At 30.2% G+C, this 16,239-nt stretch carries 16 protein-coding genes; 4 read left to right on the top strand and 12 right to left on the bottom strand.

The window, feature by feature from the left end; all coding sequences use genetic code 11:
• Positions 1-72: 72 nt before the first annotated feature.
• The 11 genes from ABXT55_RS01395 to ABXT55_RS01345 all read right to left on the bottom strand — a co-directional run bounded on the left by ABXT55_RS01395 (position 73) and on the right by ABXT55_RS01345 (position 10,550).
• The gene (locus ABXT55_RS01395) at positions 73-1,194 is read right to left on the bottom strand and encodes an extracellular solute-binding protein (protein WP_415284976.1); all 1,122 of its coding nucleotides are present in this window, start codon (positions 1,192-1,194) and stop codon (positions 73-75) included.
• Between the two features lie 134 nt (positions 1,195-1,328).
• Positions 1,329-2,417 carry an ABC transporter ATP-binding protein gene (locus ABXT55_RS01390; protein ID WP_415284975.1) on the bottom strand — a complete coding sequence of 363 codons (1,089 nt, stop codon included), beginning with the start codon at positions 2,415-2,417 and terminating at the stop codon, positions 1,329-1,331.
• A 58-nt stretch (positions 2,418-2,475) separates the two neighbouring features.
• Complete coding sequence (locus tag ABXT55_RS01385) at positions 2,476-3,642, bottom strand: M24 family metallopeptidase (RefSeq protein ID WP_415284974.1); 1,167 nt, start codon at positions 3,640-3,642, stop codon at positions 2,476-2,478.
• Positions 3,643-3,645: 3 nt separating this feature from the next.
• The gene (gene panB, locus ABXT55_RS01380; RefSeq protein WP_415284973.1) at positions 3,646-4,419 is read right to left on the bottom strand and encodes a 3-methyl-2-oxobutanoate hydroxymethyltransferase; all 774 of its coding nucleotides are present in this window, start codon (positions 4,417-4,419) and stop codon (positions 3,646-3,648) included.
• A gap of 46 nt (positions 4,420-4,465) precedes the next feature.
• Positions 4,466-6,031, bottom strand: a complete 1,566-nt coding sequence (gene guaA / locus ABXT55_RS01375) for a glutamine-hydrolyzing GMP synthase (protein ID WP_415284972.1) — start codon at positions 6,029-6,031, stop codon at positions 4,466-4,468.
• Positions 6,021-6,458, bottom strand: a complete 438-nt coding sequence (locus tag ABXT55_RS01370; protein WP_415284971.1) for a tetratricopeptide repeat protein — start codon at positions 6,456-6,458, stop codon at positions 6,021-6,023. The genes guaA and ABXT55_RS01370 overlap by 11 nt, the downstream gene beginning before the upstream one ends.
• Positions 6,458-7,534, bottom strand: a complete 1,077-nt coding sequence (gene guaB, locus ABXT55_RS01365) for an IMP dehydrogenase (RefSeq protein ID WP_415284970.1) — start codon at positions 7,532-7,534, stop codon at positions 6,458-6,460. Before guaB ends, ABXT55_RS01370 begins: the two co-directional genes overlap by 1 nt.
• Positions 7,535-7,571: 37 nt before the next feature.
• Positions 7,572-8,183 (bottom strand): RlmE family RNA methyltransferase, encoded by a 612-nt coding sequence (locus ABXT55_RS01360; RefSeq protein ID WP_415284969.1) that lies wholly within the window; start codon positions 8,181-8,183, stop codon positions 7,572-7,574.
• A complete protein-coding gene (locus ABXT55_RS01355; protein ID WP_415284968.1) occupies positions 8,184-9,095 on the bottom strand; it encodes a glycosyltransferase in 912 nt (303 codons plus the stop codon).
• Positions 9,096-9,899: a CDP-diacylglycerol--serine O-phosphatidyltransferase gene (pssA, locus tag ABXT55_RS01350; RefSeq protein ID WP_415284967.1), complete on the bottom strand. Its 804-nt coding sequence runs from the start codon at positions 9,897-9,899 to the stop codon at positions 9,096-9,098.
• Positions 9,900-9,902: 3 nt separating this feature from the next.
• Positions 9,903-10,550 (bottom strand): phosphatidylserine decarboxylase, encoded by a 648-nt coding sequence (locus tag ABXT55_RS01345; protein WP_415284966.1) that lies wholly within the window; start codon positions 10,548-10,550, stop codon positions 9,903-9,905.
• Positions 10,551-10,627: 77 nt separating this feature from the next.
• On the opposite strand from ABXT55_RS01345, the gene ABXT55_RS01340 reads away from it, so the two are divergent.
• Positions 10,628-11,842: an NADP-dependent isocitrate dehydrogenase gene (locus ABXT55_RS01340; protein ID WP_415284965.1), complete on the top strand. Its 1,215-nt coding sequence runs from the start codon at positions 10,628-10,630 to the stop codon at positions 11,840-11,842.
• Here ABXT55_RS01340 and alaS read toward each other — a convergent pair.
• On the bottom strand, positions 11,835-14,504 hold the full coding sequence (gene alaS / locus ABXT55_RS01335; RefSeq protein ID WP_415284964.1) for an alanine--tRNA ligase: 2,670 nt from the start codon (positions 14,502-14,504) through the stop codon (positions 11,835-11,837). The two genes, ABXT55_RS01340 and alaS, sit on opposite strands and share 8 nt — an antisense overlap.
• Positions 14,505-14,759: 255 nt before the next feature.
• On the opposite strand from alaS, the gene ABXT55_RS01330 reads away from it, so the two are divergent.
• From ABXT55_RS01330 to ABXT55_RS01320, 3 genes are all read left to right on the top strand, one after another.
• Entirely contained in the window at positions 14,760-14,939 is a 180-nt protein-coding gene (locus ABXT55_RS01330; protein WP_415284963.1) for a hypothetical protein, read from the top strand.
• On the top strand, positions 14,939-15,574 hold the full coding sequence (locus ABXT55_RS01325; RefSeq protein ID WP_415284962.1) for a class I SAM-dependent methyltransferase: 636 nt from the start codon (positions 14,939-14,941) through the stop codon (positions 15,572-15,574). Before ABXT55_RS01330 ends, ABXT55_RS01325 begins: the two co-directional genes overlap by 1 nt.
• A gap of 211 nt (positions 15,575-15,785) precedes the next feature.
• Positions 15,786-16,010 carry a hypothetical protein gene (locus tag ABXT55_RS01320; protein ID WP_415284961.1) on the top strand — a complete coding sequence of 75 codons (225 nt, stop codon included), beginning with the start codon at positions 15,786-15,788 and terminating at the stop codon, positions 16,008-16,010.
• The last annotated feature ends 229 nt before the right edge of the window (positions 16,011-16,239 follow it).

The following is a 16,239-nucleotide window of genomic DNA, read 5'->3' as shown; positions in this document are numbered from 1 at the left end:
TTAAAAAAAAAGGGCGGTTATTTAGTAACCGCCCTAATATTTTATAATAAAAACTTATTCTATAAAACTAAATTATAGTCCAGCTTTCATTGCTTCCCATTTCTCGTTGATTTCATCTTGGTTATCTGCCCAGAAATCAGGATTCATTAGGATATATTTTTTAGTGTTAACAGGTGCTGTAGGCATGTGTTGTACCATGCTTGTTTTACCATCTTTATACCATGGCTCTCCAGCATCTATAATAGCAATTGAAGATTTTCTCCAAGGAGCGTAAGCAATATACTTAGCACTTCCAGCTAACCCTTCAGTACTTGTCATTTCTCTAAGTACTTTCATAGCTTTACCGTTAGCATCGTTAGGTCCACCTTTAACCATTGCAAAGTATTCATAGTCAAGAATTTGTCCATCCCATACTTGTACAAGAGGAGTTCCTTCCATTTGCGCATTAAAGAATCTACCGTTCCAACCAGTTGCCATTACTACTTCACCGTTAGCAAGTAATTCAGGCGGTTGAGCTCCAGCATTCCAAAATACACATCCACCATTTGGATCAGTACAAAGGTCTGTAATCATTTTCATTGCTCTGTCAACTCCACCATCTTTTTCCAAGAATCTGTAAGTTCTGTCAGAACCTTTACCAGGGTTTACACCGTCTGCAGTGATAGCAATTTCTAAGTTAGACATTGCGCCTTTGTAAATTGATCTTTTACCAGGAAACTTTTTAGTGTTAAAAAAGTCTTTTAATGTGGTAGGTTTTTTGTCACCAATTGTTGCGTCATTGTAAGCATAGTTCCAAGAGTACAAGATGTTTCCAACTGCACATTTAGAGGGCATACCAGTGAAGTAATCTTCACTTGCAGGAGTTCCATCTGGAGCAGGTGCGAAGTCTTTATCGAAATTGAATTCAACAAAAATTCCTTCATCACATCCTATGATTGTATCTTTTGCGTATACATCAATGATGTCCCAAGTGATTTTTCCAGCTTCTTTTTGAGCTTTAATCTCTGATAATCCACCAGTGTAGTCTACCCAATTAACAGGTATTCCTAATTTTGCTGCTGTAGGATCACCATACCCTAATTTTTGACTTTCAGTGTAAGCACCACCCCAAGACACTACAGTAACTGCAAATGCTGAAGTTGTGATAGAAAGTACAAAAGATAGAGCAAGTAATAGTTTACTTAATTTTTTCATTTTCTCTCCTATTTAACGTTAACGTTTGTTAATTTATAAAGTGAAAGTAAAACAATATAGATAAGCTTAGTCAACAGCCAATTATGTCTATTTTGCCTTTATTTATTTGGATTTTTTTCTGAAGTTTTTAAAGCTTATTTTGGATCTAAAGCTCTACAGTCAACACTGTTCCAGCCAATATTAAGCACATTACCCTTTTTAAGATCTAGTCTTGCAGTGCTATTTGGCACTTTAAGAATAAATTCTTTGTTTCCTAATAAATCAACTCTAAGTCTTGTGTGATCACCATGATAAATAATTTCTTCAATTTTACCCTTATGATTATTATCCATTTTATCTGTAGGGTCTATAATTGCTCTTTCAGGTCTTAGTGAAACTTTAGTTTTATCTCCCTTTGCTTTTACAGCAACCGGATTTGCTAAAATTTCTGTGCCATCTTCTAATTTTACTTTACATTTATCACCTGAAATATCTGCAACCTGACCTAAAAATTTATTATTCTCTCCAATAAATTCAGCAACAAAAGAATTAACAGGTTTTTCATACAATTCATCAGGGCTTGATAATTGTTGAACTTTACCATCATTGAAAACTGCAATTCGATTTGACATTGTTAATGCTTCAGTTTGATCGTGTGTTACATAAACAACTGTTACACCAATGCTTTCATGAATATGTTTAATTTCATATTGCATACTCTCTCTTAAATTCTTATCTAAAGCTCCAAGTGGCTCATCCATCAGTACTACCTGAGGATCAAAAACTAAGGATCTCGCAACAGCAACACGTTGTTGTTGTCCACCAGATAATTGCATTGGCATTCTTGCTTCAAATCCATGAAGGGATACCATTGATAAAGCTTTATCGATTTTTTTATCTGCTTCATCATTTGGAATTTTTCTCACTCTTAACGGAAAAGCTAAATTTTCATAAACAGTCATGTGTGGAAATAAAGCATAGTTCTGGAATACCATTCCAATTCCTCTTTTATGAGGTGGAATATTCGAGATAACCTTGCCATCTAAATAGATTTCTCCATGAGTTGGAGTTTCAAAACCAGCAAGCATCATAAGACAAGTTGTTTTACCAGAACCAGAGGGTCCTAACATTGTTACAAACTCACCTTCTTCAATGTCTAGATTTAGTCCTTTAACAACTAATACTTTGCCATCATAGCTTTTGTCTACATTGTCAAATTTTACAAATTCTTTATTTTTAGTCATATTTTAAAGTGAATTTAAAACATTTGTTAGCTTGTTTATCAAGTTTTTTTTATTTCAATTACTTAATATGCAGATCTTTTGAAAAATTACAGAATAACTCACAACCTTTGTCGGTTATTCGTATTGCTTCTGATGCTTCAACGCCCCAATCACCAAATTGCATTACTGCAATCATATGAAAAGTGACATTTGGTTCTAGAATTGTCATATCACCTTTTGATATATTTAAGGTATGCTCGCCCCAATCTGGGGGATAACCAATTCCTATTGAATAACCAGTTCTAGAGGTTTTTTCTATTCCATATTTATCCAGAATTTTCCAAAAAGCCTGCGCAACATCGTCTGCAGTTTGCCCTGGTTTTGCAGCATCTATTCCAGCTTGAAGAGCCTCATTTGTTTTATTCATAGTATCAATTTTCTTTTGATCAGGTTTTCCAAGTAAAACTGTTCTAGCCATTGGACAGTGGTACCTTTGATATACCCCTGAAAGTTCAATAATTGTAGCCTCACCTTCAACAAACTTATCTTGTGTTGCTGTTAAATGTGATGCTGAAGTACCTTTTCCTGTTGGAAGTAGTGTTGCAATACTTGAATATTCACCACCAAATTCTGAGGTTCCATAAAATAATGCCTTTTGAATTTCACCAACAGCATCACATTGTCTAACACCAGGATTTATAACGTCAATTGCTGTTTGCATTCCTTTTTGAGAAATTTTTGCTGCAGATTTCATAAGTTCTATCTCTGCATTAGATTTAACGACACGAGCCCAATTAACCAATCTTTCAGAATCTTTTAAATTAATATTTGGCAGCCCTTGTTTCATTTTTTCATAACAATAAGCAGTGAAGTAATGGCTATCCATTTCTAAACCTACTGTAAGTTTATCCCATTTTCTCTCTTTTATAATTTCTACTAAATTATCAAATGGATGAAGTGGCCAAGTATGAATATATTTTTCATCATAAACTAGAATATTTTCATTTTTTAAATAAGTTTTTATATAAGCCCCACCTGAATCTTGTTTTCTTACCCAGCATAATGGCTCATCAGCATTTACATGCACAATTGCAGCTTGGGCATAATAAAATGACCAGGCATCATAACCAGTTAAATAGTTTATATTTGCTGTATCACTAGAGATTAATAACTCTATGCCTTTTTCTTGCATTGAGCTTTGAACTTTTTTTAATCTTGCTTTATATTCTTCTTTGCTAAAATTCATATCTTAATAACTATTAATTTTCTTTGGAAATTTTTTATTTTTAACTTCATTTTTAAACTTAATTATAGCATTATTTATTTGTTGTGTAATATTTGCAAACTTTTTAACAAACCTAACCTTAATAAGATTTAATCCTATCAAATCATCAGTAACCAAGACTTGGCCATCACAATAAACTGATGCTCCTATTCCAATCGTAGGTATCTTTATGTTTTTTGTAATCTCTTTTGCTAATGAACTTTCTACACATTCTAATACAATGGAAAAAACACCTAATTCATCTAAAATTTTAGCATCTTTTAAAAGATTATTTCTTTCGATTGTTTTTTTTCCTTTAGCTTTAAAATTTTTGGCTGACTGAGGAAGAATTCCTAAGTGCCCCATTACCGGAATTTTATTTTTAATGAGTGTTTTAACTATATTATATATCTTTTTTCCACCCTCTAACTTAACTGCATCACATTTTGTTTTTGAAATAATTACTTTTGCATTTCTTAAAGCTTCTGAGCTATTTCTATAAGTGTTATGTGGCATATCAACAACCATGAGGCTTTTTTTTATTCCCATCCTCACACTCTTAGAATGTTCAATCATTATATCAAGTGTTACACTTCTAGTTGATTTGTAATTATATAAAACAGATCCTAATGAGTCTCCAACTAAAACGATATCACAATGTCTATCTATAATTTGAGCAATATTTTTAGAGTATGCTGTTAAACAAATAATCTTGGATCTATTTTTTTTTTTAAGTATTTTAGAAAATTTGTTATTCATTAATATATCATCTATTTTCGTATAGGTTATATTCTATAATGAATAATTACTCTAATTCAATAGTGCTTGGCGGCTTTGAAGTAATATCATAAACTACTCTATTAATTCCTCTAATATTATTTATAATTTGATTAGAAATTGATTGCATAAAGCCTTTAGGAAAGTCAAAAAAATCTGCGGTCATGCCATCTTCAGATGTAATGGCTCTTAATAAACAAATATGTTCATAGGTACGATTATCCCCCATAACACCAACTGTTTTTACAGGCAACAAAGCTGCATAAGCTTGCCAAATTTTATCATATAATCCATGATCTCTTAAAGCTTTAATAAAATAGAAATCTGCTTCTTTCAAAATTTTAATTTTTTCATTTGTTATAATGCCAGGCATTCTTATTGCTAAACCCGGACCAGGAAATGGATGTCTGGAGATTATGTCTTTAGATAAGTTAAGTTCTAAGCCTAATTTTCTAACTTCATCTTTAAATAAAAATTTAAGAGGTTCTACTAATTTTAATTTCATTCTTTTAGGAAGACCACCCACATTATGATGCGATTTTATTTTTGAGGTTTGACTACCTGTAACAGATTTACTTTCAATTAAGTCTGGATAAAGAGTACCCTGTGCAAGAAATTGAACATTCTTAATTTTGTTTGCATATCTTTCAAATATCTTAATAAATAGATTTCCTATAATTTTTCTCTTTTTTTCAGGGTCATACACATTTGTTAATTTTGTAATAAATTCTTTTCCTGCATTAACATAAATTAAATTAATCTTTAATTTTTTCTTAAAAGTATTAACTACTTGCGTTTCTTCATTTTTTCTTAAAAGACCATTGTTAACAAAAATACAAATTAAATTTTTTCCAATTGCTTTGCTTAACAATTGCGCAACAACACTACTATCAACACCTCCGGACAATCCACAAATTACTTTGTTACTACCTACTTGTTGTTTAATTTCATTAATTAATCTTAATTTTTGATCTTTCGAAGACCAGTTTTTTTTAATTTTACATATATGAAAAACAAAATTACGTAATAAAATTTTACCTTTATCCGTGTGTGTTACTTCTGGGTGAAATTGTACTCCATAAAAATTATCTTTTGTATTTTCAATTATTGTTAATCTAGAATTTTTTGTAGATGCTATAATCTTAAAATTTTTTGGCATTTTAGATACTTGGTCAGCATGACTCATCCAAACATTACTTGTTTTATTTTTATTAAAAAAATTTTTAGTTAAAATACTATTTGACACTTTTTTTATAGTAGCAAGACCAAACTCTCTGTGTTTAGATTTTTTAACTTTACCACCCAACAATTTAGATAATATCTGGTGTCCAAAACATATACCTAGGATTGGAACTCCTAATTTTAAAATCTTTTTATCAAATTTAAATTTATCATTCTCATAAACATTAAGAGGGCCACCAGAGAGTATTATTCCAGTAATATTTTCTTTTGCGATTTGGATTATCTTTATTTTTTTGTGACTAACAATTTCTGAAAAAACTCCTAATTCTCTTACTCTTCTTGCTATTAATTGTGTAAATTGAGAACCAAAATCAATTATTAAAATTTTACTTAAATTATTGCTAAGACTCATTTTTAGGTTCCAAATTCTTTAAGGATTCTAAAATAGAATTTTTTTTATCACACAATTGATTGCAGATTTTAGGAAAATTATCTGCTAATTCTTTTACTTTGGAATAATTGGATCTTTTTAACTCTATTTCCATAAGCATATAGTTTGCTTCTTCATTATTTGGATCTAGTAAGAGCACAGTATCTATATTTTTTTGTTCTTCTTTTTTATTCTCTTCAAAATTATAAATTTTTGCTAAATATAGATATGAATTTTGATCCTTGGGATTAAAAACAATACTTCTTTGAAATAAAAATTTAGATTCTTCATATTTCTTTTCATCATATTTATTTTTTCCTTTTTCAAAAAAATTGTTTTCTGCTAAAGCAGAACTTCCAAAATTTAAAAGCATTAATAGTACAATTGTTAATTTATTTATTTTTTTCATTAATACTTACTCTCATTTTTTACTTCATCTACATTGTGAACCATACTTTCATAAAAGCCTGCTTTAGTTATTTTTACAAAATTTGGTTTATTTTTAAGGTTAGGAACTCTTTTTGCACCTAGATAACCCATAGATGATTTTAAGCCTCCAATTAATTTGTAAATTATACTTTTAACATCACCTTTATACTTCACAAACCCCTCTACCCCCTCTGGAACATATTTAGATAAATCTTTTTGTTTACTTTGAAAGTATCTATCAGCTGATCCTTTATTCATTGCCCCAACTGATCCCATTCCTCTAAAACTTTTAAATAACTTACCATTTTTTTTAATTAGTTTTCCTGGCGTTTCTAAACTACCTGCAAATAAAGAACCAATCATTATAGCATCAGCACCTGCAGACAATGCCTTGGCTAAATCACCTGAATATTTAATTCCACCATCTGAAATAATTTTTACTTTATTATTTTTAACACCTTTTTTAACAGCAAGTATCGCACTTAACTGTGGCACACCAATGCCCGCAACTAGTCTAGTAGTGCAAATTGACCCTGGTCCAATCCCAACTTTAACAATGTCTACTCCTAATTTTATTAAAAATTTTGCAGCATCTGCTGTTGCAATATTTCCAGCACATAAAGTTGTTTTATTTGTTTTTAATTTTTTTATAACTTTAATAATTTCACCAACTTTTTTGCTATGTCCATGAGCTGTATCAACAACAATTAAATCTACTTTTTCTTTTAAAATAGCTTCTGCTCTTTTAAGCTCTAAAGGACCAGCTCCAACAGCTGCACCAACTAATAAGTTTAATTTTTTAACTTTTTTAATTTCTTCTACTTGTTTTTTAATATCAAGATTTCTGTGAATTACACCAATACCTCCAGCTTTAGCTATTGCAATAGCCATTTTGCTCTCAGTAACCGTATCCATTGCAGAGGATAATAAGGGTATTTTTAGTATTAAGTTAGATGACAGTTTTGTACTGGTATCAACTTCAGAAGGTAGAACTTCTGAGTATTTTGGTGCCATCGTAACATCATCAAATGTGAGTGCTTCTTTTATAGGATCCATAATCATTTATATATGATTCCCCTCAAAAAAAAAGTCTCTATCTTAAGATTTTACAAATAATAAAACTTTCCTTAGATTCTTTTCTACTAGACTTGGGTTTAAATACCTTAACTTCTTTGAATAATTTTTTGCCCAATGCAACAATTTCGTTAAAAGAAGAACCTAGAAAAATCTTAGAGACAAATCGGCCTTCTTTAACCAGCATTTCTTTAGAGAAATTCATGGCTTCCATGGCAAGTTCACCTGTATAAATTGCATCTATATCCTTTATACCCGTTGTATTAACAGCCATATCGGACACGACAACATCAACTTTTGATTTGAATAAAGCTTTTATTTTTTCTTGAGAATCTAAATCAGTAAAATCACCTTTGATTTGAATTGTATTCTCAATTTCCTCCATACCCTTTATGTCAATTGAAACTAATCTTCCACTTTTCACTGTTCTTGAAATATATTGAGACCAGCTACCTGGTGATGCACCTAAATCTATTACTGATATTCCATTTTTTAATATCTTAAATTTTTCATCTATTTCTATTAATTTATATGCAGATCTAGCTCGATAACCATCCACCTGGGACTGTCTAACATAGATATCTCTTTTTTGTTTGTTAATCCAGTTCTTAGAGATTCTATTCTTTTTCAATTAATGACCAAATCTTAGACTTTTAAATAATACTTTTTGCTGAATAGTCTTAATATTAATTTTAACTTCTTTATGTAACCTCATATCTTTATCAGAATCCCAAATTCCAGCAGCTAAGTGCATAATTCCTATTTCATAATTTGGTAAGTAAGGTTCAACGAATGTATTTTTAATCTCATCAAATTTTGGTAACAAATTACTAGCAATCCAATTGCAGTTTAATGGTAAAAATTCAGTTTCTAATTCATCTATATAAACTGACATATTGATAGCCAAACCTTCTGAGCCAAAGATATTTCCACTTTTTAATGTTTGTTCTAGATTTTTTTGCCATGAAATCCAACCTGGTGAATTTTTTTCTAATGAAAAAACTCCAATATTTATATGTGGAGCAAAAGCTAATTTTCTTGCTTTATTAATTCCAACTTTTGATTTTATTGCATGTTTAAAATTTTGAGATTTAATTATTGCTACTTTCCCAAATAGCCAATTTACTTTTGACATTATTTTGTATCCTGGTCCTAATGTTTGAGTAATTCCTAATTTACCATTTTCACAAGCTTTAAAATATAATTCAACAGAATTCCAATCATTCACCCACGCATCACAATCAATCCATAGAAATTTTTCATAACTGGGAAAATATTTTGGTAAAAAAGCTCTAGATACTTGACTCTTTAACCACTCTTTTCCTTCTACTTTAAACGCTGGAACATCAATATCCCATTCGGCTGATTTAATTTCGTCTACTTTTTTAGATAATATGTTTATTTGTTGCTCAGACAAACCGGCATCTAAAATACAAATTGCTGTATCTTTGCTTTTTTCAAAACTCTTAATAGAATCGACTAATTCATTGAGTAATTCAAAGTAATTTGAATCAGCCAGAGATACAATTACATTTTTTTTCATCTACAATATGTCTTCAAGATCTTCATTGGTGTCATTTTCACCGCTTAAAATTTTTTGTTTATAAATTTTTTGATAACTAAAGTATCCAATTGGAATTAAGCAAATATAAATTAACCCACAAATAACTAAAACTTTAAACGTATATATTAATAAAAGTCCAAAAAATAAAACAACTCCAAACAATGCAAATATTGTCAAGTGGCGTGGTATAGAAATTTTTTTAAATGCAAATGTTGGAACTTTACTGATCAATAAAAATGATATCAAAATAAAGAGTGCTGGAACTCCTATATTATAATTAATTTTGATTAAATCTATTTCGCTTATGCTTAATATTAATGGCATCAACACCAAAATTCCTCCTGCTGGCGACGGCACTCCTTCAAAGTAATTGTCTCTCCATGATGGCTCTGAGCTTGAGCTAACATTAAATCGTGCAAGTCTAAGTGCAACACAAACTACAAAAATCATCGTGAGTAACCAACCAAATTTACCTAGATTATTTAAAGACCAGAAATACATTATAAAGGCTGGAGCTACTCCAAAACTAATTAAATCTGCCAATGAGTCTAATTCTTTTCCAACTAAAGAGGTTCCTTTCAACATTCTTGCAACTCTACCATCTAATGCATCAAAAATTGCTGCAAAAATAATAGCTATAATAGATAATTCAAATTTTTCATCTAATGCAAATTTAATGGAACTTAATCCAATACATACATTTATTAATGTCAGTGCATTCGGCAAAAGCATTCTAGCTTTTTTATCTGATACAATTTTAAAATTATTTTTAGGTTTTTCCATAAGCTACTTTTTAGCTAATAGCGTTTCACCAGCAATTGTCTTTTGTCCTACTTTAACTAACGTTTCATAATTTTCAAAATAAACATCAGCTCTACTTCCAAATCTTATCATTCCGATTCTTTCGCCTTGTTGTAATTGTTGATCCTTTGAAGACTCACAAACTATTCTTCTGGCAATTAAACCTGCAATTTGAACAACAATAACTTCTTCTCCATGGTTATTCGTTATCTTGTAATAGTTTCTTTCATTATCTTCACTTGCTTTATCAAGTGATGCGTTTAAAAATTTTCCTGGTTTATAAAGTATTTCTGAAATTTTACCTTCACAGGGTGTTCTGTTAACGTGACAATCAAATACATTCATAAAAATACTTATCTTAGTGAATTTTTTATCTTCTAAACCTAGCTCTTTTGGTCCATTTACCTCATGAACCATTAAAATTTCACCATCTGCTGGACTTGTTAAATAATTTTCATCATTTATTGAAATTCGTTCAGGGTCTCTAAAAAAATAATAAACCCATATCGATAACAATAAACCGATTAATCCTAGAAAGGTGCTAAAGAAGTATAAAAAAATTGTTATAATAATAGATATAGCTAAAAATTTGTATCCTTCAGAATGAATTTTTGGAAAAATTTTCTCTAACATAAGCTTATATTTGATAATTTTTTATTAATATGTATATAAAGCACTAAATTACAATTACTAATATAAATTATTCAAATATGGCTAAAATCAAGGTTAAAAATCCAGTTGCCGAACTCGATGGCGATGAAATGACAAGAATAATATGGGAGTTTATTAAAAGTAAACTTATTCTTCCATATTTAGATTTAGGCATTGAATATTTTGATCTAGGCATGAAAAGTCGAGATAATTCTAATGATCAGATAACAATTGATTCAGCCACTGCAATTAAAAAAATTGGTGTTGGTATTAAATGTGCAACAATAACACCAGATGAAGCCCGTGTTGAAGAATTTGATTTAAAAAAGATGTGGAGATCTCCAAATGGTACTATCCGAAATATTATTGGAGGAACTGTGTTTAGAGAGCCGATAGTTTGTAAAAATATTCCTAAATTAGTACCTTCATGGACAGACCCAGTGATTATTGGAAGACATGCATTTGGAGATCAGTATAGAGCAACGGATTTTAAAGTTCCCGGAAAAGGTAAAATGGAAGTTAAATGGACAGCTGAAGATGGTAGCCAAGAAATAAAATATGAAGTTTTTAATTTTCCTGGGCCAGGTATAGCTTTATCAATGTACAATTTAGATAAATCAATAGAGGATTTTGCAAGGTCTTGTTTCGGCTATGGTTTGATTAAAGAATGGCCTGTTTATTTATCAACAAAAAATACAATCCTAAAACAATATGATGGCCGGTTTAAAGATATTTTTCAAAAAATATTTGATGAAGAGTTTAAAGAAAAATTTGAAAAATTAAAAATTACTTATGAACACAGACTAATTGATGACATGGTAGCATGTGCAATGAAATGGAGTGGTAAGTATATTTGGGCATGTAAAAATTATGATGGTGATGTTCAGTCTGATACTATGGCACAAGGATATGGCTCTTTAGGCTTAATGACTAGTGTTCTATTAACTCCAGATGGAAAAGTAATGGAGGCTGAAGCAGCACATGGAACTGTAACAAGACATTATAGAATGCATCAACAAGGTAAAGAAACCTCTACAAATCCAATTGCATCTATATTTGCTTGGACTAGGGGTCTTGCACACAGAGGAAAATTGGATGGAAACGAAGAGTTGATTAATTTTTCAAAAACTTTAGAAAAGGTTTGTATTGATTGTGTTGAAAATGGATCAATGACTAAAGATTTAGCAATTTTAATTGGTCCTTCAAGTAAGTATTTAACTACTAATGGTTTCTTAGATGAGTTAGATGGACAGCTTAAAAAAAAGCTTAATTAATTAATTTTTTAATATTTTCAAAAGACTGTTCAATTTTATCAGGCAATGTTCCACCTGCTTGAGCAAAGTCAGCTCTTCCACCGCCACCTTTACCACCAATAATTTCTGATCCAGCTCTAACAATTTTTACAGCATCAAACTTGTCTTCTAATTTTTTGGTAACACCTACAGCTAATCCAACTTTATTGTCATTGATTGCGTAAATTATTACTAATCCTTCGCCAATTTCTTTTTTTCCTTCATCAATTAGTTTACGTAGATCTTTAAATGGTAAATCTATAATATTTTGAAACCTGACTTTAAATCCATTGATAACTTGATCACTAATTTTATTTTTTTCTTTATCTTTTAATATTGAGTTAACTGAAAGTTGATCAAATTGTTTATTAAGATCTTTTATCAGGTCTACTTTATCAATATTTTGAAGGTTAGGTTTTCCTCCTAATTTAACAATCTTTGTCTCTAATTCTTTTATAACTGCTTCATTTTTTTGATCTGACAGATTAGATAAGTTTTCTTTCTCTTTTAAAAAATCAACTAACTGTGTGTCTCTTAAGGCTTCAATTCTTCTAACACCTGCTGCAATAGATGATTGGCTTATAATTTTAAATTTTCCAATATCAGTTGTATTTACAACGTGCGTTCCTCCACATAGTTCTGTTGAAAAAAATTTACCTTCCTCATCCCCCATAGACAAAACTCTCACTTCATCACCATATTTTTCTCCAAATAAAGCTAGGGCACCACTCTCAACTGCTTCTTTAGGTGTCATTATTCTTGTTTTCACCTCTGACTTTTTTTGAATTATTGAGTTAACATAATGTTCAATTTTCACCATCTCTTCATCTGAGATAGGTTTCATATGACTAAAATCAAATCTTAAGCGATCAGACTGAACTAAAGACCCCTTTTGAGTTACATGCTCACCCAATACTCTTCTTAATGCCTCGTGTAATAAATGTGTAGCAGAATGGTAGGCTCTAATATTATTTCTTCTCTGTGTATCTATTTTTAATTCAACACTATCTTTTAATTTAATCGAACCTTTTATAACTTTTCCATAATGGATAAATAAATCCCCTAGTTTTTTTTGAACATCAGTCACTTCAAATTCAAAAACCTCATTAGAAATTATTCCTGTGTCGGAAACTTGCCCACCAGATTCTCCATAAAAAGGTGTTTGATTTGTAATTATAATTCCTTCATCATTTTTTTGTAGATCTTGAACTTCTTTGCCACCTTTAAGAATCAAAGTAATTACACCTTCTGCTTTATCTGTGGAATATCCTAAAAAATCAGTTGCACCTAAACGATCTTTTATATCAAACCATATTTGATCTATAGAACTATCCCCTGATCCTTTCCAATTTTTTTTTGCTAATTCTTTACTTTCTTTCATTAATAAATCAAACTTATCGCCATCAACAGTCAATGATTTGTTTTTCAAAATATCTTCTGTTAAATCTAATGGAAAACCAAATGTATCATAAAGTTTAAACGCAACTTCACCAGGTAATATTTTTTCCACTTTCTCTAACTCTTCATTTAATATTTTTATTCCTCTGTCTAGTAAAACTAAAAACTTTTCTTCTTCAGTTTTCAAAGTTTCTTTTATTAATGATTGTGCTCTTTCTAACTCAGGATAATTATTAGACATTTCTTCTAGAAGTGTTTTAAAAATATTATAGAAGACTGGTTTTTTGGAACCTAATAAATGTGAATGTCTCATTCCACGTCTCATAATTCTTCTAAGCACATATCCTCTTCCTTCATTTGAAGGTAGAACTCCCTCTGCTAATAAAAATGAACTTGCTCTTAAATGATCTGCTATTACTCTAAAGCTAGATTGGTTAACTTCATCTACTTTAACATTTAATGTGTCAGATGCAGATAGTATTAGTTTTTTAAAATGATCTGTTTCGTAGTTATCGTGTGTTCCTTGTAATAGTGCAGCTATTCTCTCAAGACCCATGCCAGTATCCACAGATGGCTTGGGTAAATCTATTCTTTTATCTTTTGAAATTTGCTCATATTGCATGAATACTAAATTCCATATTTCTATAAAACGGTTACCATCTTCATTTTTAGTGCCTGGCAAGCCCCCTTCTAGATGATCACCATGATCATAAAATATTTCTGAGCATGGTCCGCAAGGTCCTGTGTCACCCATAGACCAAAAGTTATCTGATGTTGCTATCTTGATTATTCTATCATCACTAAAACCAGCTATTTTCTTCCAAAAGTTAAATGCTTCTTCATCGTCATGGTAAACTGTTACATGAAGACGATTTTTATCAATTCCGAACTCTTTAGTTATTAAATTCCATGCATAACTAATTGCCTCTTCTTTAAAATAATCTCCAAATGAAAAATTTCCAAGCATTTCAAAAAATGTATGATGTCTTGGTGTATAGCCTACATTTTCAAGGTCGTTATGCTTACCTCCTGCCCTTACACATTTTTGTGAGGTTGTGGCTCTTACATAGTCTCTTTTTTCCAATCCAGTGAATACATTTTTAAATTGTACCATTCCTGAATTTGCAAACATTAATGTCGGATCATTATTTGGAACTAAATTGCTAGACTCAACTATCCTGTGATCATTCTTTTTAAAATAATCTAAAAAAGTTGTTCTAATTTGATTTAGTGTTTTGTCAGCCATACATTTAAAATACAGCTTTTTAATTTGATGTCTAGATAAGTGTAGGGAAAAAAAGTGCTTAAATTATGCACTTGAGGAACACACTACCTCACACTAGCTGACACTAGCTCACACTAGTTATGCGGACGATTTAAAATTGATTAAAAATAATTTGCGTAAAGACTGATCAAATGAAGCAATAAACTAGAACCGCGACTAGAACTTTTTGAGATAAATCAGATTGTTAATTCTCAGATCTTTTGATAAAATTTAATAATGAAAAAGATTTTAAGAATCATGGTCCTGGGTTTGTTGTGGTGCAGTGTTGTTTTTGCTGATGTAAATGAAATTGGAAATTCTTATATTTACCCTAGTCAACTTGAAAAGATAAAAAAACATTTAAAACAATATGTAGAAAAAGCTAAAAATAAACAATTAGGTATTTATAAAGAGTAATGATCAAAAAATTTTTAGTCAAAATACCTGGTCTTAAAGAGTTTTATAATTTTATAAAAGAAAGTATAATTTACTCTCTTCAGATAAAAAAATGGAAAATTTTAAAAAAAAAAAAATTAATAAAATTAGATCTAGGTTCAAATAAAAAAGGGAGAAATGATTTTGTAACAATTGACTATTTAGGTGGTGATATTGCGCATAATTTAATAAAACCTTTGCCATTAGACACAAACACTGTTGACGAAATTTATACATCACATACCCTTGAGCATTTTAACTCCAATAATATAATTTTAATATTAAAGGAGTGTAAAAGAATTTTAAAAATAGGGGGAAAGCTTAAAGTTTGCGTTCCAAATTCAAGATTATACATAGAATCATATCTAAATAAAAAAAATTTTGAAGAAAGAAAAAATTGGTACGAGCCTGGACTCACAAACACTGGCTCTCACATAGATCAAGTAAATTATATTGCCTATTTAAATGGGCATCACCATTATTTATTTGATGAGGAAAATTTGGTTAATATAATTAAAAAAAGCGGTTTTGAACAAGTGATGCTTCGCGAGTTTGAAAAAGATTTAGATTTAAAAGAACGCCATTTCGAATCTATTTATGCTGTTGCAGTAAAGTAATAAATTTTATTTAAGGAACCAAACAATACTTTCTTTTAGTTTCTCCAAAAATCAAATCTAGCTTTGGTTACGATTATTATACAGTTTCAAATTTAGGCACTAAAAAACAAGAATATGAAAAATTTATGATAATTACTAATTTACTTGATAAAATTGAGTATCGAGATGTTACAAAAGTTACAGGTGCTATTTATAAATGTAATAAAATATAGTGATAGCATTAGATTTTTTTGTAAACATCTATTTAGCTCTAGCTACTACAATCGGTTCTTTTTTAGCAATCTGGGTATTTGTAGGAGGGTGTCCAGTTCCACTTATAATAATTTATCTTTTATACAAACATCGAAAAAGTAAAGATGAAATTATTAAAATTCTAAAACCAGTAATAGGTATAATAGTTTTTGTGTTAATTGCGTTATTAGCGGGAACAGTATAGTGAAAAATATTAATTGGGTGCCAGAGGACTTTAGACAATGAAAAAACTTTTAGGGATCGTGGTTCTGGATTATAGGATTTTATAGGATGACTAGTGTCCAGACTAGAGACTTTTGAGATAAAACAAGTTTCTGATGTAAGTTTGTTTGAATAAGCGTTGGTATTCCTAAAGATAGTAAGGGAAAAAAGGCGCTTAAATTAAGCGCCTTTTAATAATTAAAGATGACTTT

Source organism: Candidatus Pelagibacter sp. Uisw_130 (assembly GCF_047722505.1).
Classification (GTDB): domain Bacteria; phylum Pseudomonadota; class Alphaproteobacteria; order Pelagibacterales; family Pelagibacteraceae; genus Pelagibacter.
This window is presented reverse-complemented; position numbering and strand designations above follow the sequence as displayed.

What these genes read in the sequence shown, in the direction of transcription:
- ABXT55_RS01330 (WP_415284963.1), top strand. Translation starts at nt 14,760, where the DNA reads ATGAAAAAGATTTTAAGAATCATGGTCCTGGGTTTGTTGTGGTGCAGT.
- ABXT55_RS01385 (WP_415284974.1), bottom strand. Translation starts at nt 3,642, where the DNA reads ATGAATTTTAGCAAAGAAGAATATAAAGCAAGATTAAAAAAAGTTCAA.
- ABXT55_RS01395 (WP_415284976.1), bottom strand. Translation starts at nt 1,194, where the DNA reads ATGAAAAAATTAAGTAAACTATTACTTGCTCTATCTTTTGTACTTTCT.
- guaA (WP_415284972.1), bottom strand. Translation starts at nt 6,031, where the DNA reads ATGAGTCTTAGCAATAATTTAAGTAAAATTTTAATAATTGATTTTGGT.
- guaB (WP_415284970.1), bottom strand. Translation starts at nt 7,534, where the DNA reads ATGGATCCTATAAAAGAAGCACTCACATTTGATGATGTTACGATGGCA.
- ABXT55_RS01345 (WP_415284966.1), bottom strand. Translation starts at nt 10,550, where the DNA reads ATGTTAGAGAAAATTTTTCCAAAAATTCATTCTGAAGGATACAAATTT.
- ABXT55_RS01390 (WP_415284975.1), bottom strand. Translation starts at nt 2,417, where the DNA reads ATGACTAAAAATAAAGAATTTGTAAAATTTGACAATGTAGACAAAAGC.
- pssA (WP_415284967.1), bottom strand. Translation starts at nt 9,899, where the DNA reads ATGGAAAAACCTAAAAATAATTTTAAAATTGTATCAGATAAAAAAGCT.
- ABXT55_RS01325 (WP_415284962.1), top strand. Translation starts at nt 14,939, where the DNA reads ATGATCAAAAAATTTTTAGTCAAAATACCTGGTCTTAAAGAGTTTTAT.
- ABXT55_RS01370 (WP_415284971.1), bottom strand. Translation starts at nt 6,458, where the DNA reads ATGAAAAAAATAAATAAATTAACAATTGTACTATTAATGCTTTTAAAT.
- panB (WP_415284973.1), bottom strand. Translation starts at nt 4,419, where the DNA reads ATGAATAACAAATTTTCTAAAATACTTAAAAAAAAAAATAGATCCAAG.
- ABXT55_RS01340 (WP_415284965.1), top strand. Translation starts at nt 10,628, where the DNA reads ATGGCTAAAATCAAGGTTAAAAATCCAGTTGCCGAACTCGATGGCGAT.
- ABXT55_RS01355 (WP_415284968.1), bottom strand. Translation starts at nt 9,095, where the DNA reads ATGAAAAAAAATGTAATTGTATCTCTGGCTGATTCAAATTACTTTGAA.
- alaS (WP_415284964.1), bottom strand. Translation starts at nt 14,504, where the DNA reads ATGGCTGACAAAACACTAAATCAAATTAGAACAACTTTTTTAGATTAT.